Below are 16,390 nucleotides of genomic sequence, written 5' to 3'. Positions count from 1 at the left end.
TGATGGCTGATGTCTGAAGAGCAAAAACAGCAAGCTGGTAGCAGCGGGTCTGGTGGACTCGCGCGTAAGCTTGCGGCGTCAAAGGAGAGTGGCGCGGCTCAAAAGGGGTCGTTCACCCTCAAAGCCCTGCGCCGGTCGCTCGCGCGCGCGGCTTCGGAACAATGCGATCTGCCACTTGCCGTTTTAGCGGCGCGCCAGGTCAACCGTGTGCCCGAAGACCTTGTTGACGATCTGTCGGATAAGGATCTTCTCGTTGTTCTGGATGGCCCTAACGGGCGTCTTGGGGCGGCGACAATGGATGCGGCTCTGGTGACGGCGTTGATCCAGAAACAGACCATCGGCCAGATCATGGGCAAAGCCCCCGCAGAGCGAAACTATACGCCCACCGATGCGGCCATGACGGCAGAGTTTTTGGAGAAGTCGTTTGCCAAGGTGCATGCTCTCTTGCAGGGCGAAAAAGACCAGCTCATATTTTCTGGCTATCGCTACGGGGCCCAGATCGAGGACGTGCGTTCGCTGATCCTTGGGTTGGAGGGCGAAGATTATCGCCTGATCTCCCTGACCGTGGATCTGGCCGTTGGTGCAATGCAAGGCGAGCTGAAGCTTATCCTACCTGAACCAACATTAGAAGAGCTTGGGTTGAGCGGGGCCAAGGCCGGTTCTTCACTGGCTGGCGGTATGGGGGCCATGCGGGCCGAGCTATCGGCGATCCTGTGCAAGGTGCGGGTGCCTCTTAACGAGTTTTCTGCTTGGAAAGTGGGCGAAGTTCTGCCACTGGATCAGGCCTTTTTATATGAAACCGATTTGATTGATATTGGCGGTCGCTCCATTTCCAAAGGGCGCCTTGGGCAGTTGAACGGTGCACGCGCGGTGCGCTTGACCATAGGGCGCCCACAGGCGGCCTCGGATCAGATGGGAGATGGGTTCGCTGACAGCATCAGCTCGGATCAACCACCCGCTCTGCCAATGATCGAAGAGCCTGCCGCTCTGGATCTTGGGATTGCAGCGCAGGATCTGCAGGACCCGTTGGATGATCCAATGGGCTTTGGGGCTCCGGCAGGTGGGCTTGCCATGGATGGCATGGCAGATGATCTTGGCGATCTAGGGGCAGAGCTTGGGGCCGATTTGGGAGCGGACCTTGGCGGTGGCCTGGGAGGCGACTTAGGTGGAGACCTGGGCGGTGGCCTAGGTGGCGACCTTGGCGGAGATCTGGGAGCAGACCTCGGCGCTGATTTGGCAGCTGCCCCGATGGGTGAGTTTGCGGGCCTCGGCGACGGAATGGATCCGTTCAACCCGGATGATGCTGCCGCAGAGATATCCAAACTTGCAGGGCTAGAAGGGGACGCGGCGCCAGGCCTTTGATGGCGGGCGCGGAGTGTTTTCGCAAAATCTCTTTGGATTGTTTTGAGGACGGCGCGTTTGGCGCCGTTTGTCTTTCGGCGGATCCGAAGGGGCTCAAAAGGCAAACCGGCCCCACCGTATTCTGGTGGAGCCGGTGCGTTAACTACCGACCTGGAAGCCATTGGTTTTTGCTAAAACAGTGGCTCACCTTCGGCCAATCACTTGACGAAAAAACAGATTTAGCCGTTGGCAATCGAGTCCAAAGCCGTGCGAAGCCCTTCCAGTTGGTAGCCCGCTGCACTGGTTCTTTGCAAAATCTCGTCTGTGCTCATTTCACTGGCCATTCCCAGCGACCAAATGATTGAAGAGCGGGTGCCAGAGGCGCAATACGCAAGAACCGGACCTGGGCAATCCTCATAGTAGGCCCGCTGTTGCGCCACATTTTCTGGTGTCATGGTTTGATGTGTGAGGGGCAATTCGCGAAAGACCAGCCCAGCAGCCTCTGCCGCGCTGCGTATAGCGGCGGCTTGATGGCTGGGAGGTACTTCGGAATCCGGGCGATTGCAAATCACCGTCTTGTAGCCGTCAGCAACGATTTTGGGCATGTCTTCAGCCGAGATTTGCGGCGAGACGGCGTAGCGGGGGGTTATCACACGTGCATCCATGGTGGTGTCTTTAAACCTTTGCCGCCAGACCGTCCAGTTGCCGCCCAAAAAATGGTGCAGCGCCCATGCCCGCTAGCATCGCACCCATGAAGATCAGCCCACCAGCGCCATTATACGACAGCGAAGCAATCGCCGGTCCAGGGCAAAGCCCTGCCAGCCCCCAGCCCATGCCAAACAGCACCGATCCGGTGATCAGCCTATGATCCATTTCGGGACGCGGTGCGGCAGGAAATTCACCGCCAACCAGGGGGCGGCGACCTGCGGTCAGGCGCCAGGCGATAAACATCGGCACAATGGCGCCGCCCATGACAAAGGCGAGCGTGGGGTCCCAATTGCCAAAGACATCAAGCCAACCTTGTACCTTGGTGGTATCGGTCATGCCCGACACAAACAACCCGGCGCCAAACAAACCGCCAGAGAGCAAAGCGAGAAACAAACGCTGCATCAGATTACTCCCAATACGTGGCGGAACAGGGCGATGGTGAGGCCGCCGGCCAGGATGTAGAAGACAGTGGCTACTATGCCGCGCAGTGATAGGCGGGAAATACCGCAGACCCCATGACCTGAGGTGCAACCGTTGGCAATTCTGGTGCCAATACCGACCAGCAGACCTGCCGCAATGATCACCGCAGTATTGCTTGTCAGGTGGGTGTCGACGCCACCGTCATAGAGCGGCAACAGCAGCATGGGCGTTACAAGCACACCGATCAAAAACACCAGCCGCTCTGCCATGTTGCTTTGGCCTGAGCCATCGATCAGGCCGCCCAGGATGCCGCTGGCCCCCATGATGCGGCCGTTTCCCAACAGGAAGACAGCGCCTCCTAGCCCGATGAGGCCGCCTCCGACGAGCCCCCAGATCCAATCTGTTTCCATTTCGCGCGTTCCTTTTTTAAGTGAGTGATGAGGGCTCTGGGACAAGAGAGCACCGGCCATACAAATCCGTTGTGCAGGCAAGTCTGTGCCCGCAGCCCGCTGTTGAAAGCGGGCCTGATCGACACCATTTCCCAGCCTTCGGGCCTATGTCCGGCCCATGTCGAGCCTATGTTGTGGCGCCGCTCAGATCTTGTTGATCGGCAGTTTCAGAAAGACATCGCCCTGTTCGTCGGGCTCAGGCATTTGTCCCGCCCGCATATTGACCTGCAATGAGGGTAAGATCAGGCGTGGCACTGCCAAGGTGGCGTCGCGGGCATCCCGCATTGAGGTGAATTCCTCCATCGGACGCCCTTCGCCGATGTGCACATTCAGAGCTTTCTGCTCTCCAACCGTGGTTTCCCAGGCGTAGTCATCCCGCCCCGGCGCCTTATAGTCGTGGCCCACAAAGATGCGCGTCTCGTCTGGTAGGCTCAGGATCTTTTGGATCGATTGATACAGAACCTCGGAGGAGCCCCCGGGGAAGTCGCAGCGAGCGGTACCAAAATCGGGCATAAACAGGGTGTCGCCGACAAAGGCCGCATCGCCAATCACATAGGTGAGGCAGGCCGGCGTATGCCCCGGCGTATGCATGACATTGCCCTGTAGCTGCCCAATCGAAAAGCTGTCGCCTTCCTTGAACAATGCATCGAACTGGCTGCCGTCACGTTGAAATTCTGTGCCTTCGTTAAAGATCTTGCCAAAGGTGTCCTGAACGACAGTGATATTGGCTCCAATGCCGATCTTGCCCCCCAGGCGCTCCTGCAGGTAGGGGGCCGCCGATAAATGATCCGCATGGACGTGGCTTTCCAAGATCCATTCACAGCTCAGCCCCTCGGCTTTGATCCAGGCGATGATCTCATCCGCAGAGGCAGTATCGGTGCGCCCTGAGGCATGATCAAAGTCCAGTACGGAATCAACCACAGCACAGGCAGACCCATCTGGCTCCCGCAGAACGTAGGACACAGTATTGGTGGCCTCGTCGAAAAATGCTTTGACGGTGGGGTTCATATTCTGGGCACTCCCTTTCGTTGTAGTAGATATATACAAAATGAGGAATATGTTTCAAGTGCTGCGGTAGCTGTGTTGTGAAAATAGTCCACCGACCGGTCTGTTTATGGGGTCCAAGAGGGGCAGTAGAGTTGATTTTGCGGTTTTTTTGACCTGCCGCAAGGACAGGAATTGAGCAGCGGCTTAAGTTTGAGGCGTTAAGCCGAGGGGGAGGAACTTTTGACGGGTTTTTCTGACCTTTTATCGGCTCTGCCTGTTTACACTGCCTTAGCCCTTTCTGGGTGGCGGCTGAGATCGCCATACCTGCGGGGGCGCTAAGGGAGGATGGCATTGTAGCTGCCATCGGCGATCACTATCGCTGCGATAATCTGGAGGAGATGAAGAATGCCGAATAGCGAATTGCTGGACAAAGCAGAACAGTTGGCAAATGAAATTCGCCGCGGCCCGGTCAAGGACCGGCTGTCACTGCGGCCGAAGTTTGCACACCTTCTAAGCGACTTGCGCGGGGAAGGGACTTCTGTGCCGCGTCGTTTGCAGCAACTGGATTCAGAGCTTTCTGAGGAGGCTGCAGAGCGCCAGTTCGACAATATGCCTGTTTAGGCCGGTCCTGAGAGGCTTTTGCGCAATTGCCAGGCTGCTTTGATTGAGCTGCCGACGCGTGTTGAGCGGACGCGTGTTGAGAGATGGTGTCGGCCAGGAAATTCTCAAGGAAATTTTGGGCCGACTGTGCTCTAGCAGGCCAGTCTTGGTGGGGCAGCCTGGTGGGATAGGTGTTTGGGGCTATCCTTGACGCTTAGCCCAGGAAGATGCCCACCATGACCAGCATCAGGCCAATAACCGACAGGAACAGCGCGCCTAGATTAAAGGGCAGAACTTTTTGCACAACTGCGCGTAGTTCTTCATCGCTCAGGTTTTTGCCGCGCGCGCGCACCACGTGCAGGATACACCACACCAGGCCCAAGAGCCCAGCAACCGACAGGGCTGCTCCGGCCCAGACGAGAATTTCAAACATGGTGCGGCTCCTGCATCATTTGCGTCGCTGTGCGGTTACCGGATTACCCGCGTGGACACAAGCCACAGGCCCTCTCAAGAGCGCCAGACAGGCAGTGGCGGGAGTAGGGGGGATTAGGTGCTTGGCTTTCAACTCTGCCATTTGGACCTGAGCTTTCGCAGGCTTACTGCAGCTGTGTGACCGGTTTTGAGCGGCGAGAAGTTGCAGCCTGCGGTTTCCTTGCTTGCGATGGCGCGTCTCTGCGGCTATCCCCTTGCTCAAATCCATATCTCATGACAGCAGTAGAATGAGGCACCCATGACAGATCATGAAGAAGCCAGCGACTCCTACAAGGTAACCGCAGGCGAGCTGCGCCAGTTCGTTGAACGTATCGAGCGGCTTGAGGCTGAGAAGAAAGATATCGCCGAACAGGTCCGCGAGGTCTACGCCGAGAGTAAATCGCGAGGCTATGATCAAAAGGCCCTGCGGGCGATCGTCAGTCTGCGCAAGCGCGACAAGGATGAAATCGCCGAACAGGAAGCGGTACTGGAGATGTACAAAGAAGCCTTGGGAATGACCTGAGGCACTGATCTTACCCTGTATGGTGGGCCAACTGCCCAGGCTGCGCTAGGATAAATACTGTTTCTGTTACTACTGAAAGCCCTGTTTCTTTGATGGAAACAGGGCTTTCCTCTGTTTGCTCTTGGTTTTTGCGCCAATCATCTGGCCTGCTACTGCCCAAGGGCTGGGCCGTTTTACACAGAGGAGGATTTTGCTGCTGCCACGGTGTCAGCAGCTTTTGGCTGGGGGCGTTGCTTATAGCGGGGCCATTGGCGATTTCGGACTAGGGGGGGGGCGAGTTGCGTGTTGATTTTGTTTCAGGTTTATAAATTTTAAGCTTGAAATACATTGGGTCTACCTGATACGAAACCATGAACTGCTACAGCCATCTGTTTTTCGATTGTACCTGCCCCAAAGGAGAGCCCCATGCCTGCCATTTCTGTACATCCCGAAGGATGGAAACCGGCCAAGGGCTATGCCAATGGTATGGTCGCAGAGGGAAAATTGCTCTTTGTTGGGGGGCAGATTGGCTGGAATGCTGACCAGGTTTTTGAAGAACACGGCTTCATTGGACAGATGAGTCAGGTGCTGCGCAACATTCTCGATGTGGTCGAGACCGCTGGTGGGCAGGCAAGTGATATCACCCGTCTCACCTGGTATGTGACAGATAAATCTGAGTATCTGGCGCATCAGGCTGAGGTCGGATCTGCCTACCGCGCAGTCATGGGGTATCATTTTCCAGCGATGACCATGGTTGTCGTCTCGGCGCTGGTGGAAGACGAGGCCAAGATTGAGATTGAGGCAACCGCAGTTTTACCGCGCTAAAACAGGCCCTGAAACTGAACAGAGACCACGAGGTCGGCGGAGGCACCGCCGACCTTTTTTGTGCTGCGTTGAGGCTTTCTGAGGGCGTGCACAGGGGGAGAGCTGTTTGGTGCTGGGCATGCCGGAACGGGCAGCATGGTCGCGTCATCAGATGTCGATATCGCGGAATTTTGGTGTGGTGCCGTGTTGCCAGATCTTTTGCACAAGAAATGAGCTGCTGTTTATCTGTATATATTTCAGCGGCTTGAAGGTGGTCGTCAGTGGCTTTCCCTAAAAAATTGCAACTTTAAAAATTTTACCAGTTGATAAAAAATCAAACTGTGGCAGTCTTTGAGTCGAAGAAGAACAGAGTCAGGGAGACACCCAATGGCGAGTAGCCATCAGGCATCAGGCATTCAGGCAGGGCGTTTGGCCGCTGCAGATATCGCCGACAATTTTGGGGATCTGCACCCCGCTTATGACGCACATGAGGCCGCAGTGGCCGCGGATCGTTGCTATTTTTGCTATGATGCGCCCTGTATGACCGCATGCCCCACCAGCATTGATATCCCGCAGTTCATCCGCGAGATTCAGGCGGGCCATCCATCCTCGGCAGCCAAAACCATTCTGGACCAGAACATTCTGGGCGGCATGTGCGCCCGGGTCTGCCCGACGGAAACCCTCTGTGAGGAGGCCTGCGTTCGCGAAGCCGCCGAAGGTAAACCGGTTGAGATCGGCCGTTTGCAGCGCTTTGCCACGGACACATTGATGGAAAAAGATGTGCATCCCTATAGCCGTGCTGCAAGCACTGGCAAAAAGGTTGCCGTTGTTGGCGCCGGTCCTGCGGGTCTATCGGCGGCACACCGTCTGGCCATGCTGGGCCATGACGTGGTTGTCTATGACGCCAAATCCAAGGCCGGTGGTCTGAATGAATTTGGCATTGCTGCCTATAAATCCACCGAGAATTTTGCAGCCCGCGAAGTGGACTGGCTGTTGAAAATTGGCGGCATCACTATGGACTACGGCAAGAAACTGGGCGCCGATCTGTCGCTCGATGGGCTGAAGGCTGATTACGACGCCGTGTTCCTGTCCATTGGCCTGGCAGGGGTGAATGCCCTGCGTGCCGCCGGTGAGGATATGGACGGCGTGCGCGATGCGGTCGATTTCATCGAAGAGCTGCGCCAGGCGGAAGATCTGAGCGCGCTGCCTGTAGGTCGCAATGTTGTGGTTATCGGTGGCGGCATGACGGCTGTAGATGCGGCTGTTCAGTCCAAGCTTCTGGGCGCTGAGAACGTCACAATCGCCTACCGTCGCGACCGTGAAGCAATGGGCGCCAGCCGGTTCGAACAGGATCTTGCGGCCTCTAAAGGTGTGACCTTGATGTTCAACGTGATGCCCAAGGCCATTCATGGCGATGGGGCCGCGGCTGAAATCGAGCTGGAATATACTCAGGTCGAAGACGGTCGGGTGCGTGGCACCGGTGAGACAGTGCGTCTGGCGGCAGAGCAGGTCTACAAGGCTATCGGTCAAAGTCTGCAAGGTCAGCCTGAGGCGGTTGAGCTGGAGGGCGGTAAGATCATGGTTGATGCCACAGGCCGGACTTCGGTGGCCAACGTTTGGGCTGGGGGCGACTGCGCCTCAGGTGGCGAAGACCTCACCGTGACCGCCGTGGCTGAAGGCCGCGACGCCGCAATGGATATTCACGCGAGCCTGATGGGCTGAGCAAGCCGGGGCTCTTGCTAGTTGAGAGCCCCAAGCGAGCATGAAAAGGAACAGACAAATGGCTGATCTGACAACAGAATTCTTAGGCATTAAATCCCCAAACCCGTTTTGGCTGGCCTCGGCGCCACCAACGGACAAAGAATACAACGTACGCCGCGCCTTTGAGGCTGGCTGGGGGGGGGTAGTCTGGAAGACCCTCGGCTCCGAAGGTCCCCCTGTGGTTAACGTAAATGGCCCGCGTTATGGTGCCATCTTTGGTGCTGATCGTCGCCTTTTGGGGCTGAACAACATCGAGCTGATCACTGATCGCTCCCTGGAGATCAACCTGGAAGAAATCACCCGTGTGAAAAAGGACTACCCGGATCGCGCCGTGATCGTGTCGATTATGGTGCCCTGCGAAGAAGAGGCCTGGAAGGCGATCCTGCCCAAGGTTGAAGCGACCGGTGCTGACGGTATCGAGCTGAACTTTGGATGTCCGCACGGCATGGCCGAGCGTGGCATGGGGGCGGCTGTGGGCCAGGTGCCCGAATATATCCAGATGGTCACTGAGTGGTGCAAGAAATACTACTCCAAGCCAGTCATCGTGAAGCTGACGCCGAACATCACCGATGTACGCTTCCCAGCCCGCGCGGCCAAGGCAGGCGGCGGCGATGCGGTTAGCTTGATCAACACCATCAACTCCATTGTCTCGGTGGATCTGGATCAGATGGCGCCTGAGCCTACCGTTGGCGGCAAGGGCACCCATGGTGGCTATTGTGGCCCAGCGGTTAAGCCTATTGCCATGAACATGGTTGCAGAAATCGCACGCTGCCCAGAAACCCATGATTTGCCGATCTCTGCCATTGGCGGTGTCACCACCTGGAAGGACGCGGCAGAATTTATGGCGCTCGGGGCTGGCAATGTGCAGGTCTGCACCGCTGCGATGACCTATGGTTTCAACGTGGTGAAAGAGATGATTTCCGGTCTGTCCAACTGGATGGACGAGAAGGGCTATACCTCCACGCAGGACTTCATCGGCATGGCGGTTCCGAATGTCACTGACTGGCAGTATTTGGATCTGAACTACATCGCCAAAGCCAAGATCAATCAGGATGATTGCATCAGCTGTGGTCGTTGCTTTGCCGCCTGCGAAGATACTTCGCATCAGGCCATCGAGATGAGTGCAGATCGTGTCTTTACTGTAAAAGACGATGAATGTGTGGCCTGTAACCTCTGCGTCAATGTCTGCCCAATTGAGGGTTGCATCACCATGGAGCAGGTTCCTGCCGGTCAGATCGATGAGCGCACTGGTAAAGTGGTGTCAGATGAATATGCCAACTGGACAACTCACCCCAACAACCCATCCGCCACTGCAGCGGAATGAGATAGGGCTCTCAACACTCTGATTTTAAAGAAAAGGCAGCGCATTGGCGCTGCCTTTCGTGTTTTGGCTGCCATCCGCCGCGCCACGACACGTGGGAGATCGATCAGAGTTAACGAATGTTAACTTGTTGGTGTAAGCATCCGGCGATAAAGGGTTTCCAGGAACTCGGGCGCGGCATCAAAGGGGTCCTCCGGCTCCATCAGCATGCGGACCTGAACGTCAAAATCCGCATAGTGCTGGGTCAGGGCCCAGATCGAAAACATCAGGTGTTTGGGGTGGGTTGTGTTGATCTTTCCCGCGGCCATCCAAGCGGTCAAGACGGCTTCTTTTTCTGCCAGAAGATCTCGCAGATCGGTGGACAATGCCTCCAGCATGCGGGGTGCCCCTTGCACGATTTCATTGGCAAACAGGCGACTTTCGCGCGGGTAGTCCCGGCTCATCTGAAGTTTGCGCTGAACATAGGCGAGGATCTCTTCCAGCGGGTCGCCATTGGCATCGATTTCGCGCATTGGGTCAAGCCAGGTATCCAGCAATTCCGACAGCAAGGCGGTGAACATCGCCTCTTTGGAAGGGAAGTAGTAGAGCAGATTCGGTTTTGACAGCCCGGCTTGGCTGGCAATTTGATCCACTGTGGCGCCGCGAAATCCATGGGCTGAAAAGACCTCTAGCGCGGCCTCCAGAATGGCGGCGCGATTCTTTTTCTGGATACGGGTGGGTGATCGGTCCTTGAGCATTGTGGATAAGCGATCCTTAACGTCCGTTGCGCGGGTATGAGCGCCCGCTATTTGCGCATTGCCCCCAGTTTCATGGGGATTTCAGAGCCAAAATGACTCAATTTCTTGACTGGTGGTCTCTCCGTGATAGCGTGAGTTTGACCAGTTGGTCAAATCCCGCCTTTTGGGTGTCGGCCAACGATTCAAAGCCACCGATTGGTGCCAAGCCAAGAATAACCCGCAAGATCAGCGGGGGGAACAGGAAGGAAGCTGCGATGACGTCTTTGGGACAGAATCTAAAAATCAACGGCGATCGGCTCTGGGAGAGCCTGATGGAGATGGCAAAGGTTGGCCCCGGTATCGCAGGGGGAAACAACCGCCAGACGTTGACCGATGAAGATGCTGAAGGGCGGGCTTTGTTCCAGAAATGGTGTGAGGAGGCGGGCTGCACCATGGGGCTGGATCAGATGGGCAATATGTTCGCTCGCCGCGAGGGCACCGACCCCGATGCGCTGCCGGTCTATGTGGGCTCGCATCTGGATACGCAACCAACCGGCGGAAAATACGACGGTGTGCTTGGGGTGCTTGCTGGGCTGGAGCTGATCCGCTCGCTCAATGATATGGGCATCAAGACCAAACATCCCATTGTGGCCACGAATTTCACCAACGAGGAAGGCACGCGCTACGCCCCGGCCATGCTGTCGTCGGGGGTCTTTGCAGGCATCCACACCCAGGATTGGGCCTATGACCGGGTTGATGCCGAGGGCAAGACATTTGGCGATGAGCTGAAACGGATCGGCTGGCGAGGCGAGGAAGAGGTCGGCGCGCGTAACATGCATGCATTCTTTGAGCTGCATATCGAGCAGGGCCCCATTCTGGAAGCCGAGGGCAAGGATATCGGGGTTGTGACCCATGGGCAGGGGCTGAGTTGGACCCAAGTGACAATCACCGGCAAGGATGCGCATACCGGATCGACTCCGATGCCAATGCGCCGCAATGCAGGCCTCGCCATGGCGCGGGTTCTGGAAGCGGTGGATGAAATTGCCTGGTCCCATGCGCCAAGCGCTGTTGGTGCGGCAGGTCACATTGACGTCTATCCCAACTCCCGCAACGTGATCCCCGGCAAGGTGGTCTTTACCGTTGATTTCCGTTCGCCTGAGCTGGAAGTGATCGAAGACATGGAGCTGCGGCTGCGCGAAGAGGGCAAGGATATCGTTGAGGCCATGGACATGCAGATCGAGTTTGAAAAGGTCGGCGGCTTTGATCCGGTGAAGTTTGACGACAACTGTGTCACCGCTGTCCGCAGTGCGGCAGAGCGTCTGGGCTATTCACATCTCGATATCATCTCGGGTGCGGGGCATGACGCTTGCTGGATCAACCGGGTTGCGCCAACGGCGATGATCATGTGTCCCTGTGTAGACGGGCTGAGCCATAACGAAGCTGAAGAAATCAGCAAAGACTGGGCTGAAGCGGGCGGCAATGTGTTGTTCCACGCGGTTGTTGAGACGGCTGAAATCGTTTCCTAAAAAGGGGGCGCTGCCCCCGCGGCCCCTTTTGGGGCCGCTCCCCCGGAATATTTCGAGAAAGATGAAAGAGAGCCGCGCGCGCTGCGGCAGCAAAGAAACATTGGAGGCGTAAATCGCCCCATCTCAGGGAGTTCTAGTTATGAGCAAGGTCATCAAAAACGGGACCATTGTCACTGCCGATTTAACCTACAAGTCGGATGTTTTGATTGAAAATGGCGTGATCACCGCGATTGGGCCGAACCTGAAAGGGGATGAGGAACTCGACGCCACCGGCTGCTATGTCATGCCGGGTGGGATTGATCCGCATACCCATTTGGAGATGCCCTTTATGGGCACCTATTCGACGGATGATTTTGAAAGTGGCACCCGTGCTGGTCTTGCAGGCGGCACCACCATGGTGGTTGATTTTGCGCTGCCCAATCCGGGCGAGAGCCTGTTGGAGGCGCTGAAACGCTGGGATAACAAATCGACGCGGGCCAACTGTGACTATTCGTTCCACATGGCTGTGACCTGGTGGGGGGAGCAGGTCTTTGACGATATGAAGACCGTGATCGAGACCCGCGGCATCAATACTTTCAAGCACTTCATGGCCTACAAAGGGGCTTTGATGGTCAATGATGACGAGATGTATTCGAGCTTTCAGCGCCTGGCGGAGCTCGGCGGCATTGCCATGGTGCATGCGGAGAACGGCGATGTGGTGGCAGAACTCTCGGCTAAATTGCTGGCTGAGGGCAATACAGGCCCAGAGGCCCATGCCTATTCGCGTCCTCCGCAGGTGGAAGGCGAGGCGACCAACCGCGCCATCATGATCGCGGATATGGCCGGTGTGCCGCTCTATGTCGTGCATACCTCCTGTGAGGACAGCCACGAGGCCATTCGCCGCGCTCGCATGCAGGGCAAACGCGTCTGGGGTGAGCCGCTGATCCAGCATCTGACGCTGGATGAGAGCGAGTATTTCAACCCCGATTGGGACCACGCGGCGCGGCGCGTCATGTCGCCGCCCTTCCGTAACAAACAGCATCAGGACAGCCTTTGGGCCGGTTTGCAGTCGGGATCTCTATCGGTTGTGGCGACCGACCACTGTGCCTTTTCCACCGAGCAGAAACGCTATGGCGTTGGAGATTTCACCAAGATCCCCAATGGCACCGGTGGGTTGGAAGACCGGATGCCGATGCTTTGGACCCAAGGGGTTGCCACCGGGCGGATCACACCAAATGAATTTGTCGCAGTGACCTCAACCAATATCGCCAAGATCCTGAACTGCTATCCGAAAAAGGGCGCAGTTTTGGTCGGAGCGGATGCGGATCTGGTGGTTTGGGACCCAGAAAAGTCCAAGACCATCGCCGCCAGCACTCAGCAATCGGCCATTGATTACAACGTCTTTGAAGGCCATGAAGTCAAAGGTCTGCCACGCTTTACCCTGACACGCGGCCATGTGGCGGTACATGACGGTGAAATCCGTACCCAGGAAGGCCATGGTCGATTTGTTGAGCGCGAAGCCAATGCAACCGTGAACAAGGCGCTGTCGACCTGGAAAGAGCTGACGGCCCCACGTCCTGTGGAACGCTCTGGCATTCCTGCCACTGGCGTGTAGAGACGGGCACTGAATTTAGGAGCAGGGCGGCGCCGGGGAAACCGCGCGCGCGGCCCGCTCATAGTCTGAACAAGGCAAAGAGATGAATACTCAAACGACTACCCAGGCCCAGGCCCAATCCGGTGCCCCCGAGGCCGTCGTCGAAGCAAAGAACCTGGATCTGGTTTTTCCGACAAATGACGGCCCCGTGCAGGCGCTGAAGGATGTGAACCTTACCATCAACAAGGGGGACTTTGTTTCCTTCATCGGCCCCTCTGGCTGTGGCAAGACCACATTTTTGCGGGTGATGGCGGCGCTGGAACACCCCACAGGTGGCACGATCACGGTGAATGGCATGAGCCCGGATGAGGCCCGCAAGCAGCGCGCCTATGGCTATGTGTTTCAGGCGGCAGGGCTGTACCCCTGGCGCACCATTGCCAAGAACATCAAGCTACCTCTTGAAATCATGGGGTATTCCAAGGCCGAGCAGGACAAACGCGTCGAGCAGGTGCTGGAACTGGTGGAACTGGCGGGCTTTGGCGGCAAGTATCCCTGGCAGCTCTCAGGCGGCATGCAGCAGCGGGCCAGTATTGCCCGCGCCTTGGCCTTTGATGCGGATATTCTGTTGATGGATGAGCCCTTTGGGGCCCTGGATGAAATCGTGCGCGATCACCTGAATGAGCAGCTGCTCAAGCTTTGGGCGCGGACCAATAAGACCATCGGCTTTGTCACCCATTCGATCCCGGAGGCGGTCTATCTGTCGACCAAGATCGTGGTGATGTCACCGCGCCCGGGCCGGATCACCGATGTGATCGAGAGCACGCTACCGCGCGAGCGCCCGCTGGATATTCGTGACAGTCAGGAATTCATCGACATCGCCCATCGCGTCCGCGAGGGCCTGCGGGCAGGGCATGGTGATGATGAGTGAAGGTAATACTGATCAAAGGCCTGAATTAGGGAAAGCTTCCGCCCGTTGGCAGCTAGATCCGAAAGCTTCAGATTGGCTCGGTCGTGTGTGGAATTGGGGAGGCATTGCTGCAATGTTCTTTGCTGGAGTGGTCCAAATTGTTCTTGGCTTGGAAAGCATAGATAGTGGCTCTCCCAAGTTTGGAGCTTTTCAAATCCTGGTTTCGGTGATGTTGATTGTTAGAGCGGGAATGTTCATTCGAGAGAACACGAAGGAACGAAAAAATGCGTAGTTTCCTTGCAGTTCTCACCGTTCTAGCGGCGATCGTGGCTATCTGGTATGCCGCTTGTGTGCCCATGAACATCAAAGGCGTGTTGGATGCTGCGGAACGCGGCGGGGCTGAAGTCATGCCTGCGACCTCAAAAGTGCGCCGTGACATGGGGACTTTTGGGCTGGTGGCTGGCAATACCTTTGCCATTGCGCAGACCTGGGAACAGGACCGCCCGCGCCTGCCAGCGCCGCATCAGGTGATCACCGAGCTGTGGAAAACCACGGTGATGAAGAAGGTCACCTCAAAACGCTCCTTGGTCTATCATGCACAGGTGACGCTGAACGCGACCCTTTTGGGCTTTGTCATCGGCACAGGGTTGGGGATCTTGCTGGCGGTTGGCATTGTACACTCAAAAGTCATGGATATGTCGGTGATGCCCTGGGCCATCGTCAGCCAGACCATTCCGATCATCGCCCTCGCACCGATGATCATCGTGGTTCTCTACTCGATTGGGGTGCAGGGGATCCTGCCCAAGGCGATTATCTCGGCTTACTTGAGCTTTTTCCCCGTGGTGGTTGGCATGGTGAAGGGGCTGCGCAGCCCGGATGCGATGCAGTTGGATCTGCTAAAGACCTATAGTGCCAATACAAACCAGGGCTTTTGGAAGCTGCGGCTCCCATCGTCGATGCCCTATCTGTTCACCTCTTTGAAGATTGGTATCGCGGCCTCATTGCTGGGGGCGATTGTTGGCGAATTGCCGACTGGCGCGGTGTCCGGACTGGGCGCGCGTCTACTGGCAGGGAGCTATTATGGCCAAACCGTTCAGATCTGGTCGGCGCTGTTTGCTGCTGCGATTTTGGCGGGCCTGTTGGTGGCGCTGCTGGGGATGATCGAAAAACTGGTGCTGAAACGGATGGGGATGGCGTCATGATGGGACTGAGCAAGGGGGGCGCTGCCCCCGCCGCAACGCGGCTCCCCCGGGATATTCGTGGCCAAATGAAGCCTGAAGGGCCCGTGTTTGTGTGGGCGCTACGGGGCGAAGGAGACACCAGATGATGATGGTATTACTTGCCGCTCTGGTTTGGAGTTTCGGGTGGTGGTTGAACAGCCGCTTGGCCAATGGGAGCAATTCGGATAGGGGCGCTGTGAAGCTTTTGGTTCCGGTGATCTTTGGGATTACGGTGTTGGTGGTCTGGGAATTGCTGGTGCGGGGGCTTCAGGTCTCGATGGTGATTCTGCCAGCGCCGAGCCTGATTGTGGAGCGGTTTGCCTCTTCCTTGCCAATCCTGTGGAAGGATCTGTCGCAGACCTTTTTGAAAGGGGCCTTGTCTGGCTATGTGATGGGCTGTGGGGCTGCCTTGCTGATGGCTGTGGCGGTGGATCGCAGTGATTTCCTACGCCGTGGCTTGCTGCCCGTCGGCAACTTTGTCGCGGCACTGCCAATTGTGGGAACCGCGCCTATCCTGGTGATGTGGTTTGGTTTTGACTGGCAGTCCAAGGCAGCTGTTGTGGTGGTCATGGTGTTCTTTCCCATGCTGGTCAATACCGTGGCAGGCCTGCGCGAGACCTCTGCGATGCAGAGAGATCTGATGCAGACCTATGCGGCCAGCTATTGGCAGAGCTTTTTCAAACTGCGTCTGCCTGCGGCTTTGCCCTTTATCTTTAACGGCTTGAAGATTTCCACCACCCTGGCGTTGGTGGGGGCTATTGTGGCTGAGTTCTTTGGCTCCCCCACCGTGGGCATGGGCTTTCGGATCTCAACCAGCGTGGGGCAGCTGGCGCTGGACATGGTCTGGGCCGAGATCGTGATGGCGGCCCTGGCGGGTTCGTTTTTCTACGGGGCAATTGCCTTGATTGAGAAAAGCCTGACCTTCTGGCATCCCTCGCAACGCGGGTAAATGAACATCCCATCGCGGGGGATCAACTGCGCGGTGGGGAAGACCAGAGGGCGCTCTGGTTTTAGGTCTAGATGAGTGGTGAAAAATCAGTCACCGACCGGAAAATAGCGCCCAATTGCTACGCGACGGGGCAGA

The 16,390-nt window shown here is 56.9% G+C and carries 18 protein-coding genes; 12 read left to right on the top strand and 6 right to left on the bottom strand.

The features are described from left to right. The first annotated feature begins 9 nt into the window (after positions 1–9). Positions 10–1,362 carry a FliM/FliN family flagellar motor C-terminal domain-containing protein gene (locus MED193_RS05350; RefSeq protein WP_009808638.1) on the top strand — a complete coding sequence of 451 codons (1,353 nt, stop codon included), beginning with the start codon at positions 10–12 and terminating at the stop codon, positions 1,360–1,362. A 218-nt stretch (positions 1,363–1,580) separates the two neighbouring features. Here the strand turns inward: MED193_RS05350 and MED193_RS05345 are convergent, their stop codons facing one another. The 4 genes from MED193_RS05345 to MED193_RS05330 form a co-directional block, all read right to left on the bottom strand. Next, positions 1,581–2,006 (bottom strand): TIGR01244 family sulfur transferase, encoded by a 426-nt coding sequence (locus tag MED193_RS05345; protein WP_009808637.1) that lies wholly within the window; start codon positions 2,004–2,006, stop codon positions 1,581–1,583. 10 nt (positions 2,007–2,016) lie between these two features. Next, a complete protein-coding gene (locus MED193_RS05340) occupies positions 2,017–2,451 on the bottom strand; it encodes a DUF6691 family protein (protein ID WP_009808636.1) in 435 nt (144 codons plus the stop codon). Next, the gene (locus MED193_RS05335) at positions 2,451–2,879 is read right to left on the bottom strand and encodes a YeeE/YedE family protein (RefSeq protein WP_009808635.1); all 429 of its coding nucleotides are present in this window, start codon (positions 2,877–2,879) and stop codon (positions 2,451–2,453) included. The genes MED193_RS05340 and MED193_RS05335 overlap by 1 nt, the downstream gene beginning before the upstream one ends. A gap of 183 nt (positions 2,880–3,062) precedes the next feature. Continuing rightward, the gene (locus MED193_RS05330) at positions 3,063–3,926 is read right to left on the bottom strand and encodes an MBL fold metallo-hydrolase (protein WP_009808634.1); all 864 of its coding nucleotides are present in this window, start codon (positions 3,924–3,926) and stop codon (positions 3,063–3,065) included. A 384-nt stretch (positions 3,927–4,310) separates the two neighbouring features. On the opposite strand from MED193_RS05330, the gene MED193_RS05325 reads away from it, so the two are divergent. After that, entirely contained in the window at positions 4,311–4,526 is a 216-nt protein-coding gene (locus MED193_RS05325; protein ID WP_009808633.1) for a hypothetical protein, read from the top strand. A gap of 193 nt (positions 4,527–4,719) precedes the next feature. Here MED193_RS05325 and MED193_RS05320 read toward each other — a convergent pair whose 3' ends face one another. Then, positions 4,720–4,938, bottom strand: a complete 219-nt coding sequence (locus MED193_RS05320; protein WP_009808632.1) for a hypothetical protein — start codon at positions 4,936–4,938, stop codon at positions 4,720–4,722. Positions 4,939–5,235: 297 nt separating this feature from the next. Here MED193_RS05320 and MED193_RS05315 point away from each other — a divergent pair, with 297 nt between their 5' ends. From MED193_RS05315 to preA, 4 genes are all read left to right on the top strand, one after another. Next, positions 5,236–5,499, top strand: a complete 264-nt coding sequence (locus MED193_RS05315; protein ID WP_009808631.1) for a DUF2312 domain-containing protein — start codon at positions 5,236–5,238, stop codon at positions 5,497–5,499. 405 nt (positions 5,500–5,904) lie between these two features. Then, a complete protein-coding gene (locus MED193_RS05310; protein WP_009808630.1) occupies positions 5,905–6,303 on the top strand; it encodes a RidA family protein in 399 nt (132 codons plus the stop codon). Between the two features lie 366 nt (positions 6,304–6,669). Beyond that, positions 6,670–8,004: an NAD(P)-dependent oxidoreductase gene (locus MED193_RS05305; RefSeq protein WP_009808629.1), complete on the top strand. Its 1,335-nt coding sequence runs from the start codon at positions 6,670–6,672 to the stop codon at positions 8,002–8,004. Positions 8,005–8,062: 58 nt separating this feature from the next. Then, positions 8,063–9,367, top strand: a complete 1,305-nt coding sequence (gene preA / locus MED193_RS05300; RefSeq protein ID WP_009808628.1) for an NAD-dependent dihydropyrimidine dehydrogenase subunit PreA — start codon at positions 8,063–8,065, stop codon at positions 9,365–9,367. Between the two features lie 119 nt (positions 9,368–9,486). Here preA and MED193_RS05295 read toward each other — a convergent pair whose 3' ends face one another. Further along, positions 9,487–10,101, bottom strand: coding sequence for a TetR family transcriptional regulator C-terminal domain-containing protein (locus MED193_RS05295; RefSeq protein WP_009808627.1), 615 nt, complete (start codon positions 10,099–10,101; stop codon positions 9,487–9,489). 254 nt (positions 10,102–10,355) lie between these two features. Here MED193_RS05295 and MED193_RS05290 point away from each other — a divergent pair, with 254 nt between their 5' ends. The 6 genes from MED193_RS05290 (at position 10,356) to MED193_RS05265 (ending at position 16,255) form a co-directional block, all read left to right on the top strand. Beyond that, positions 10,356–11,606: a Zn-dependent hydrolase gene (locus MED193_RS05290; RefSeq protein WP_009808626.1), complete on the top strand. Its 1,251-nt coding sequence runs from the start codon at positions 10,356–10,358 to the stop codon at positions 11,604–11,606. A 139-nt stretch (positions 11,607–11,745) separates the two neighbouring features. After that, a complete protein-coding gene (gene hydA / locus MED193_RS05285; RefSeq protein ID WP_009808625.1) occupies positions 11,746–13,200 on the top strand; it encodes a dihydropyrimidinase in 1,455 nt (484 codons plus the stop codon). Between the two features lie 82 nt (positions 13,201–13,282). After that, on the top strand, positions 13,283–14,107 hold the full coding sequence (locus tag MED193_RS05280; RefSeq protein ID WP_009808624.1) for an ABC transporter ATP-binding protein: 825 nt from the start codon (positions 13,283–13,285) through the stop codon (positions 14,105–14,107). Beyond that, positions 14,100–14,378: a hypothetical protein gene (locus tag MED193_RS05275; RefSeq protein WP_157041285.1), complete on the top strand. Its 279-nt coding sequence runs from the start codon at positions 14,100–14,102 to the stop codon at positions 14,376–14,378. Before MED193_RS05280 ends, MED193_RS05275 begins: the two co-directional genes overlap by 8 nt. Continuing rightward, positions 14,371–15,288, top strand: a complete 918-nt coding sequence (locus MED193_RS05270) for an ABC transporter permease (RefSeq protein ID WP_009808622.1) — start codon at positions 14,371–14,373, stop codon at positions 15,286–15,288. Before MED193_RS05275 ends, MED193_RS05270 begins: the two co-directional genes overlap by 8 nt. Before the next feature lie 121 nt (positions 15,289–15,409). Then, positions 15,410–16,255 carry an ABC transporter permease gene (locus MED193_RS05265; protein ID WP_009808620.1) on the top strand — a complete coding sequence of 282 codons (846 nt, stop codon included), beginning with the start codon at positions 15,410–15,412 and terminating at the stop codon, positions 16,253–16,255. Positions 16,256–16,390: the final 135 nt, after the last annotated feature.

It is taken from the genome of Roseobacter sp. MED193, from assembly GCF_000152965.1.
GTDB lineage: Bacteria > Pseudomonadota > Alphaproteobacteria > Rhodobacterales > Rhodobacteraceae > Pseudophaeobacter.
Note: the sequence above shows the minus strand (reverse complement) of the source record. Positions and strands in the feature narration are given on the sequence as shown.

Excerpts from the sequence above, each read along its gene's own strand:
- MED193_RS05325 (WP_009808633.1), top strand. The coding sequence starts at position 4,311 with ATGCCGAATAGCGAATTGCTGGACAAAGCAGAACAGTTGGCAAATGAA.
- MED193_RS05340 (WP_009808636.1), bottom strand. The coding sequence starts at position 2,451 with ATGCAGCGTTTGTTTCTCGCTTTGCTCTCTGGCGGTTTGTTTGGCGCC.
- MED193_RS05275 (WP_157041285.1), top strand. The coding sequence starts at position 14,100 with ATGAGTGAAGGTAATACTGATCAAAGGCCTGAATTAGGGAAAGCTTCC.
- preA (WP_009808628.1), top strand. The coding sequence starts at position 8,063 with ATGGCTGATCTGACAACAGAATTCTTAGGCATTAAATCCCCAAACCCG.
- hydA (WP_009808625.1), top strand. The coding sequence starts at position 11,746 with ATGAGCAAGGTCATCAAAAACGGGACCATTGTCACTGCCGATTTAACC.
- MED193_RS05310 (WP_009808630.1), top strand. The coding sequence starts at position 5,905 with ATGCCTGCCATTTCTGTACATCCCGAAGGATGGAAACCGGCCAAGGGC.
- MED193_RS05280 (WP_009808624.1), top strand. The coding sequence starts at position 13,283 with ATGAATACTCAAACGACTACCCAGGCCCAGGCCCAATCCGGTGCCCCC.
- MED193_RS05335 (WP_009808635.1), bottom strand. The coding sequence starts at position 2,879 with ATGGAAACAGATTGGATCTGGGGGCTCGTCGGAGGCGGCCTCATCGGG.
- MED193_RS05305 (WP_009808629.1), top strand. The coding sequence starts at position 6,670 with ATGGCGAGTAGCCATCAGGCATCAGGCATTCAGGCAGGGCGTTTGGCC.
- MED193_RS05320 (WP_009808632.1), bottom strand. The coding sequence starts at position 4,938 with ATGTTTGAAATTCTCGTCTGGGCCGGAGCAGCCCTGTCGGTTGCTGGG.
- MED193_RS05265 (WP_009808620.1), top strand. The coding sequence starts at position 15,410 with ATGATGATGGTATTACTTGCCGCTCTGGTTTGGAGTTTCGGGTGGTGG.
- MED193_RS05315 (WP_009808631.1), top strand. The coding sequence starts at position 5,236 with ATGACAGATCATGAAGAAGCCAGCGACTCCTACAAGGTAACCGCAGGC.
- MED193_RS05330 (WP_009808634.1), bottom strand. The coding sequence starts at position 3,926 with ATGAACCCCACCGTCAAAGCATTTTTCGACGAGGCCACCAATACTGTG.
- MED193_RS05350 (WP_009808638.1), top strand. The coding sequence starts at position 10 with ATGTCTGAAGAGCAAAAACAGCAAGCTGGTAGCAGCGGGTCTGGTGGA.
- MED193_RS05270 (WP_009808622.1), top strand. The coding sequence starts at position 14,371 with ATGCGTAGTTTCCTTGCAGTTCTCACCGTTCTAGCGGCGATCGTGGCT.
- MED193_RS05290 (WP_009808626.1), top strand. The coding sequence starts at position 10,356 with ATGACGTCTTTGGGACAGAATCTAAAAATCAACGGCGATCGGCTCTGG.
- MED193_RS05295 (WP_009808627.1), bottom strand. The coding sequence starts at position 10,101 with ATGCTCAAGGACCGATCACCCACCCGTATCCAGAAAAAGAATCGCGCC.
- MED193_RS05345 (WP_009808637.1), bottom strand. The coding sequence starts at position 2,006 with ATGGATGCACGTGTGATAACCCCCCGCTACGCCGTCTCGCCGCAAATC.